Raw genomic sequence first — 7,215 nt, 5'->3', positions numbered from 1 at the left:
GAACCCCAAGCCGTTCATCTGGACGAAGACCGCCGACGACATCCTCGACACCCTCGCCGCCTACTGCACACGAATTAACGACTCAGGACACTAGGCGCCCCCGCCGCCAGGGTTCCTGGTGACCGGCGTCCAACGCGGAACGGCTCGCCGCGCCGGGTGGTTTCGTGACGGGCCAGATCAGTCACGGCAGCTGGAGTGTGCCCGTGCGGCGGCCGCACCCCCGACCGGGGCGGAGCCCCAGGTCAAGGACATGCAGGCCGAGTTCGACGCCGTGGAACGCGTGCAGCGTGCGCTCACGGCCGACGGCGCGGACAACATCTCCTTCATGATGGAGACCGCGCCGGACGGCAAGACCAGCCTCCATCTGTTCGACGCGGGCCCTGCCGTGGAGTCCGGCTTCACCAGTCCCTACGTGGGCGCGCTGACCCTGGTCGAGGGTGCCGTACCCGAGCCCTGGCGTCGCCTTCCCGAACCGGCGGCCGGCGCTGCTGGAGCGGACGCTCCGCGAGCGGATTCCGGATGCCATCGGCGCGACCGAGGATGTCGCGACGGACGACGAGCGGCGTACGACCACCACGTACGACAAGGTCGGCAACGTCAAGACCGTCACCGAGCCCAAGGGCAACCTGACGGCCACGGTCGGCGACTACACCACGACCTACACCTGCGACGAGATCTACCAGCCTGTCTCGGTGGAGAACGCCAAGGGCGACAAGGTCTCCAGCACCTATGACAGTGTCGGCGACATCGTCACGGTCGTCGACCCGAAGAAGAACGCGACCGCGGACACCGCCGACTTCACCACGAAGTACACGTACGACCTGAACAACCGGGTCACGAAGACGACGGACGCGGCCGGCAAGTTCACGACGGTCGAGTACGACCTCGACGGACGCTCGCCCAAGGCGACGGATGCCGAGGGCAACACTTCGGAGACGGTCTTCGACCGTCGCGGCCTGGCCAAGGAGGTCAAGGTCCCGTACTCCAAGGACGGCTCCGGGGCCATCACCTACCGGACTACCCGCTTCGAGTACGACGAGGTCGGCAACCGGACGAAGACGATCAGTCCGCCCTGAACCCTGATTCCGGGTGGCCTGCCGCATCCTGTGGGTGCGGCAGGCCACCCGGTGATTTACGACCTCATAGGATGATCAAAATGAACCTTGCTGCGAAATTCAGTGACGACACCATTGTCAGACTGGGGTTTGCCCCCTTCATGCTGATAATTGGCCTCCTGGTCCTGACCAACTACAAGGGGGTTGTTGAGGAGGTCTATCTCAAGAGTCAGGGAAAGGTGGCCACCCCTTTCTGGATCATCCTTTTCCGTATAGGTGGATCCTTTTGGGTGATCGCTGCAATCACCTTGCTCATCGGGATCTGGTGACGGCTGCACGGCTTCGAGGCCACCCCGCGTGTACGGGTCACCCTGCACGGCGCCGCGATCAGCGGGCTGACCTCGGCTTGCGCGAGCCCTCGGCAGTTCGCTGTTGAGGGTTCCCTGCTGTCCGCCATGGCCGGATTCCTGGTGACCGGCGGCGCGGTCTGCGGCCTCCTGGACACCTGGACCGGCCGTAGGCGTCGCGGAACGCCCGGAACGAAATGTTTCTGAACTCTGCGTGACCAGAACGTGCCGTTGTCGCTGCGGGCCGGCGAATCACGGGTCTGCTGGTGGGCTCTGTGCGCGAACCGACGGATTCGGCCCTTGCTGTCGACGGGGCGGTGCGCTGCACAGCTCCTGCGCTTGTGCCGCCAGGCGGCCTGCCGGGGGGCCGGAGGGCACCGGAGGGACCGCTCGCCCGGATAAAGGGTGATGTGCGGAATTGGTCGAATTAGCCAGTCGGTTTGACGATCGGATATATGTTCGTCTAATGCTTTTCCTGTTCAGAGCAGGTGAGCAGTCCCGCTCCGGACCGCGAGGGATTTGCAGCCGGGGACGCCGGGAGCGGACCCGGCCCGAGACGAACCCGAACGAAACCATCGGCCCGCCGTGCCGTACGTCGCCGCGCGGTGCCGAACAGTCATGGAGGAAGGTCTGCCGTGGGTCGGCAAGCATCCCGTCGGCGCCGGCCGGCCCCGTCCGCCGGCGGAGGCCGCAGGCGTCGCACCCCAGCCCGTAGCCGCGGACGCTTCGGCGTCGGCCGGGGTGCGGTGCGGGGGATGGTGATCGGCATATCCGTCTTCGCCGCGCTGGGCGGCGGCGTCGCCGTCGCGCACTGGCAGGAGACCCGCGCCGGTTCGGCGGCCGGCGGCGCCGTGGACGCCGCCGCCCCGCTGAGGGCCGATACGGGCGGCGCGTCGCCGAGCAGCACCCCGAGCCCGTCCCTCAAGAGCAGCCCGTCCCCGAAGGCCAGTCCGTCCGCGTCCCCGTCCCCGTCGGCGTCCCCGGACGCGGACAAGCTCATCGCCGTCCCCGCCACCGGCCCCGGTACGTTCACGACGGCCGGCACGGGCGGCTCGGCTGTCGGAAGCGGCACCAAGGTGGTGCGCTACAAGGTGATGGTCGAGGACGGCATCGCCATCGGGGCGAGCGACGCGGCGGCCGAGATCGCCGCGATCCTCGCCGACGAGCGGGGCTGGACCCGCGACGGTGTGCACTCGTTCCGCCGGGTGGGTTCGGGCACGTACGACCTCGCGGTGAAGATCGCGACGCCGGGCACGGTGGACCGGATCTGCGGGGCCGCCGGTCTGCAGACCCGCGGCGAGGTGAACTGCCGGGTCGGCGAGAACGTGGTCGTGAACCTCAAGCGATGGGTGAAGAGCTCGCCCGAGTTCGACGGGCCCATCGGCGACTACCGGGCGCTGATCATCAACCACGAGGTCGGCCACGGCATCGGCCGGGGCCACGAGACCTGCCCCGGACCGGGCATGCCCGCCCCGGCGATGATGCAGCAGATCAAGGGTCTGAAGGGCTGCGTCGCCAACGCATGGCCCTACGACCGGAACGGCGACTACCTCGGCGGCCCCGCGGTCCCGTGATCCGGCGGACGCGGTGCGGCGTCCGGGCCGGCGGGGGGAGACGACCGGGCCACCCACCTCGGGATCTTCGGATACTCGGGTGACTGACCCGTCCCGGCCGGGTGAGCAGCCTTGCCCGATACTCACTTCCCTGCGATCAACGGAACGACAGGAGGCCACCGTTGCCCTCGATACATGACTTCGCGACCTGGGAACCACTGCTGAGGCTCCTCCAGGCCTCCAACGCGGAACGGCTCGCTGCGCCGGGTGGTTTCGTGACGGGCCAGATCAGTCACGGCAGCTGGAGTGTGCCCGTGCGTCGTCCGCACCCCCGACCGGGACGGGCGTCCCAGGTGGAGGACATGCAGGCCGAGTTCGAGGCCGTGGAGCGCGTGCAGCGTGCGCTCACGGCCGACGGCGCGGACAACGTCTCCTTCATGATGGAGACCGTGCCGGACGGCAAGACCAGCCTCCATCTGTTCGACGCGGGCCCTGCCGTGGAGTCCGGCTTCACCAGTCCCTACGTGGGCGCGCTGATGCTGGTCGAGGGTGCCGTACCCGAGCCCTGGCGTCGCCTTCCCGAACCGGCGGGCGGGGCGGTGCCGGCGCCGTCGGCGGACCCGGAGCTGCTGGAGCGGACGCTCCGCGAGCGGCTTCCCGGTGCCGTCGGTGCCACCGAGGTGGAGATCGCTGCCGTGGAAGCTCGTCTCGGCGTTGCGCTGCCGGACGAGCTGAAGACGCTCTACCGGGTGGTGCGGGGGCGGTGGGACGACTGGGGTGACGACTACGAGGCGGCGGAACGCGTCGCCAAGGCGGTCGGCTGCGAGCTCTTCGCGCTGGACGAGCTGTACGCCGCCGATGCGGTGTCCCGCCCGTGCCCGTGGCGTTTCGCGGCGACGTCGGCGGCCGTGACCCCGGCCGACACCGCGGTGCAGGGACTGGTCGGCTCACCCGGCTGGATCGTCTTCGGCGACAGCGGCGGTGGCGACCGGATCGCGGTCGACCTCACCCCGGGCCCGCGCGGACACACCGGCCAGATCATCGTCCTCGACCACGAGCAGAACATCGGTGCCGAACTGCTTGCGGACAGTCTCACCGACCTGGTGCTGGACCGGCGCAGGCAGGAGGGCGGGGCCCGTTCATGGGACCGGGAACCCATGGTCGCCTGGGTGAACATCCGCGGCTTGGCCAGTGTGCAGTCCGCCGCCCACACTGACCTCGAGGTCCTCCGCATCGGTGTGTGGGAGGGCGAGCCGCTCAGCCTCGCCCCCGTCGTCGGGCTTCCCCGCCTGCGAACCCTCACCGCCTACCCCGGTACGCTCGCCGATCCGCTGGAGATCGCCGGGCTTACCGGCCTCGAGTACCTGGACCTCGGGCCGGAGGAATGGCGTGTCCTCCTCGACGCGGGAGCCGTCCCGCGCAGCCTGTCGGCCGCCGCCATCGAGGTGCACGGCGGCGACCGGCACCCGCTCCCGATCGTTGACCTCGCCAACGAGCTCCTCGCCCTCTGGCACCGCCCGCAGATCACCCGGACCGTCATCGAAGACCACCTCGGCCCCGCGGCGTAGCAGGGAGCCGGCTTCAGCGCGCTTCCGCAGCGCAGCCCTGACAGCCCAGCCGACGAGTCACCCCCCGGAACCACCGGTACACACCGTCGAAGGGAAGCGAAACATGAGCAGGTTCGACGACATCAGGGTTCTGCTCGGGGAGCCGCGCTTCGGGTGGTCCGATCCGGCTCCGTGGTCCCGGCTGGAGGAAGGGTTCGGGTTCGTGTTCCCCGACGACTTCCGTGAGTTCTGCGACGCGTACGGGCCGGTGCTGATCAACAACCAGGTGGCCACTCCTCATCCGGGCGTGGAGCTCGGAAATCTGGGCCGGCTGATCAGGTCGGACATCGAGGCGTGGGCGCACGCCCCGGAGGAGATGGTGACCCTGCCGGTGGGTACGGGACCGGGGGAGGTGTTCCCCTGGGGGTCCGCCGCTTCGGGAGAGACCATGTTCTTCCGGGTCCCCAAGGACGCGTCCGAGACGTGGTCGATCTTCGTCTACTGGAGCGACGAAGGCGAGTTCGCGGAGTACGCGATGCCGTTCGGTGACTGGATGCTGGCGTATCTGAGGGGCGAGGACGTGGGCGTCTGCTCACGCAACTTCGCTACCGAGGGCCCCTTCTTCCGGCCCATCGGCTGACCTGGCGCGGGAGGACCGCGCCTGGCCGATTGAGAGATTCAGAACCTTTTTGTACGAACCCTTACCCTTGTTGGTTCTTGCTTGTCCGTTGCTTGTCTCCGTGCTGGTCGAACAGGTCGAACAGCGGAGGTCGGCACCCAGCGGGTGGCCGAGGAAGGCGCCACGGCGAGAACCACCAAGGCATTCGACCTGACCGCCTTCCTGCCCGGTGGCCGGGACCAGTACCGGTACGAGGGATCGCTGACGACCCCGCCCTGCACCGAGGGCGTCAAGTGGACCGTCCTGAAGGACCCGGTCACGGTCGCTCCGGAAGAGGTGGCCACGTACAAGGAGTTGTTCCCGAAGAGCAACCGGCCGATCCAGCCGCTGAACGACCGCGAGCTCGCCGAGGTGCACAAGTAGCCCCGAACGCCGACCGGGTCCGGGCAGGAGTCCCTACGCGGTCGCGTTGAGGGACGCCACGAACGCGGTCCACGCCGGGGGCGGGACGGTGAGGACCGGGCCGCTCGGGACCTTCGAGTCGCGGATGGGGACGACGCCGGTGTGGGCGTCGCACACCGAAAACGCTGGACGTTGCCCGGGAGGCCCTGGATCCTGACCGGATCTCCGCCTCCGCCGTGAGGAGCCGGCGGGCTTCCTGCACCGGCCGGCGAGAGACATTCAGGAGACGTGAGACGTTGCCGACAGGGCGTATCTGGATCGACTGGCGCCTGGTGTGTTTCGCCGCCATGTTCGCCGTGGCGGCGCCAGGGCAAGCGGTCGTGGCCGAGCTCCCGATCGTGGCGCGGATCATGTTCGCCGTCGTCGGCATGCTCGCCTGGTGGTACCTCTTCCGGTGTGTGGCGGACACCCTCGGCCGCCGGATTCTCCGTCAGTCCCTGCCCGTACCTGTCCTGGCGCCCTGGGTCCTCTTCACCGGCTCCTTCTATCTGCACGGGTTGCTCCTCGGCCTCGCCTGGCGTGGCTGCCGCGTCGGTGAGCCCGGGTTCGTGCTGCTCCACGTGTTGATCAGCGCGACAGTCGCGGGCGTGGCGGGGGCTGTGACCTGGGGCGCACTCCTGCTCTGGCCGAAGGTACGCCGGACTGCCGTGCCTGTCCTCGGCGCGGTCGTCGTGGTGGTGGCCCTGCTCTGGCCCGCGATGGCGGTCTGGCACCTGGCGGCGGGCCCCGCCGGGGGACTCTGCGGACCGGACGGCGTTCCCGGCTGGTGGCCGGCGATCCTGCCCCTGGGCTGACGGGTACGGCGAGGCCCGGCCGCATACGGATGCGGCCGGGCCGGGGGGCGGGGCTGGTCAGGCTTCGGGGCAGAGGGTCTTGCGCAGCCCGATGTTGAGGTGACGTGCTTCGTCCTCGGTCGGCATGACGCCGTCGTAGGAGAAGAGTTCCCTTGCGCTGTTGACCGTGTCCGGGACACCGCCGTCGAGGTTCACGCACTGGTAGCGCGCCTTTTCGATGGCCTTGTCCTCGTCCTGGACGAGCTTGGGGTTGACGTCTCTGATGGCCGCGATGACGGCGGTTCTCTTGTCGCCGGTGGGCGCGGGCGGGGCGACCTTGTCGGCCTCGGTGGTGTCACCGCCGGCCTCGGTGTCCGGAGCCGTCGGTTCGCTGCTCGGAGTCGACGGCTCGCTGTTCGAGGCCGCAGGTGCGCTGCTCTTGGCGGCGTCGGCCTTGCTGTCGGCGTCGTTGTCGCTGCTGCAGCCGACAAGGCTGACGGCGAGTGCGGCGGCGACGGCTGCGGTGGTGATACGGATACGCATGATTCCCCCCTGGATGTTGTACGTCTGTGAGACATCATGCGTAGGCGAGGTACTGGGGACCAGGGCGGTCGCATGCCTGTGACATGACAAAGCCAGGGCCGGGACGTCGCCCCGGCCTCCTCGACACAAGATCGCCACGAACCGGACATCCGGACGTCCAGGGGGAGAACGCCTCGACCCCGGCGTCCACGGCCGCGTCGGCCCGGCGCCGGTGGCAGCTTCTAGATGATCGATTCCAAGGGGTCAGTGGTCATAGGCGGTCAGTGAGCGCAGGACGGGCTGTCCGGTGTGGTCGTTGTGCCAGATCGCGGCGGTC

General features: G+C 69.0%; 9 protein-coding genes. 7 read left to right on the top strand and 2 right to left on the bottom strand.

The annotated features are described in order from the left end of the window. The first annotated feature begins 437 nt into the window (after positions 1-437). From ACZ4SA_RS36425 to ACZ4SA_RS36400, 6 genes are all read left to right on the top strand, one after another. Positions 438-1,076 carry a hypothetical protein gene (locus tag ACZ4SA_RS36425; protein WP_468282990.1) on the top strand — a complete coding sequence of 213 codons (639 nt, stop codon included), beginning with the start codon at positions 438-440 and terminating at the stop codon, positions 1,074-1,076. Positions 1,077-1,156: 80 nt separating this feature from the next. Beyond that, positions 1,157-1,384: a hypothetical protein gene (locus tag ACZ4SA_RS36420; protein WP_468282987.1), complete on the top strand. Its 228-nt coding sequence runs from the start codon at positions 1,157-1,159 to the stop codon at positions 1,382-1,384. A gap of 773 nt (positions 1,385-2,157) precedes the next feature. Further along, entirely contained in the window at positions 2,158-2,976 is an 819-nt protein-coding gene (locus ACZ4SA_RS36415; protein ID WP_468282984.1) for a DUF3152 domain-containing protein, read from the top strand. A 161-nt stretch (positions 2,977-3,137) separates the two neighbouring features. Beyond that, complete coding sequence (locus tag ACZ4SA_RS36410) at positions 3,138-4,523, top strand: SMI1/KNR4 family protein (protein WP_468282981.1); 1,386 nt, start codon at positions 3,138-3,140, stop codon at positions 4,521-4,523. A 103-nt stretch (positions 4,524-4,626) separates the two neighbouring features. Beyond that, the gene (locus ACZ4SA_RS36405; protein ID WP_468282978.1) at positions 4,627-5,142 is read left to right on the top strand and encodes an SMI1/KNR4 family protein; all 516 of its coding nucleotides are present in this window, start codon (positions 4,627-4,629) and stop codon (positions 5,140-5,142) included. Between the two features lie 144 nt (positions 5,143-5,286). Then, the gene (locus tag ACZ4SA_RS36400; RefSeq protein ID WP_468282975.1) at positions 5,287-5,544 is read left to right on the top strand and encodes a carbonic anhydrase family protein; all 258 of its coding nucleotides are present in this window, start codon (positions 5,287-5,289) and stop codon (positions 5,542-5,544) included. A 33-nt stretch (positions 5,545-5,577) separates the two neighbouring features. Here ACZ4SA_RS36400 and ACZ4SA_RS36395 read toward each other — a convergent pair whose 3' ends face one another. Continuing rightward, a complete protein-coding gene (locus ACZ4SA_RS36395) occupies positions 5,578-5,700 on the bottom strand; it encodes a DUF397 domain-containing protein (RefSeq protein ID WP_468282972.1) in 123 nt (40 codons plus the stop codon). Between the two features lie 119 nt (positions 5,701-5,819). Here ACZ4SA_RS36395 and ACZ4SA_RS36390 point away from each other — a divergent pair, with 119 nt between their 5' ends. Next, positions 5,820-6,377 (top strand): hypothetical protein, encoded by a 558-nt coding sequence (locus tag ACZ4SA_RS36390; RefSeq protein ID WP_468282969.1) that lies wholly within the window; start codon positions 5,820-5,822, stop codon positions 6,375-6,377. 57 nt (positions 6,378-6,434) lie between these two features. Here the strand turns inward: ACZ4SA_RS36390 and ACZ4SA_RS36385 are convergent, their stop codons facing one another. Then, positions 6,435-6,899, bottom strand: coding sequence for a hypothetical protein (locus ACZ4SA_RS36385; RefSeq protein ID WP_468282966.1), 465 nt, complete (start codon positions 6,897-6,899; stop codon positions 6,435-6,437). Positions 6,900-7,215 lie beyond the last annotated feature (316 nt).

It is taken from the genome of Streptomyces sp. NPDC027962, from assembly GCF_055566095.1.
This window is presented reverse-complemented; position numbering and strand designations above follow the sequence as displayed.

Excerpts from the sequence above, each read along its gene's own strand:
- ACZ4SA_RS36420 (WP_468282987.1), top strand. The coding sequence starts at position 1,157 with ATGAACCTTGCTGCGAAATTCAGTGACGACACCATTGTCAGACTGGGG.
- ACZ4SA_RS36415 (WP_468282984.1), top strand. The coding sequence starts at position 2,158 with ATGGTGATCGGCATATCCGTCTTCGCCGCGCTGGGCGGCGGCGTCGCC.
- ACZ4SA_RS36405 (WP_468282978.1), top strand. The coding sequence starts at position 4,627 with ATGAGCAGGTTCGACGACATCAGGGTTCTGCTCGGGGAGCCGCGCTTC.
- ACZ4SA_RS36385 (WP_468282966.1), bottom strand. The coding sequence starts at position 6,899 with ATGCGTATCCGTATCACCACCGCAGCCGTCGCCGCCGCACTCGCCGTC.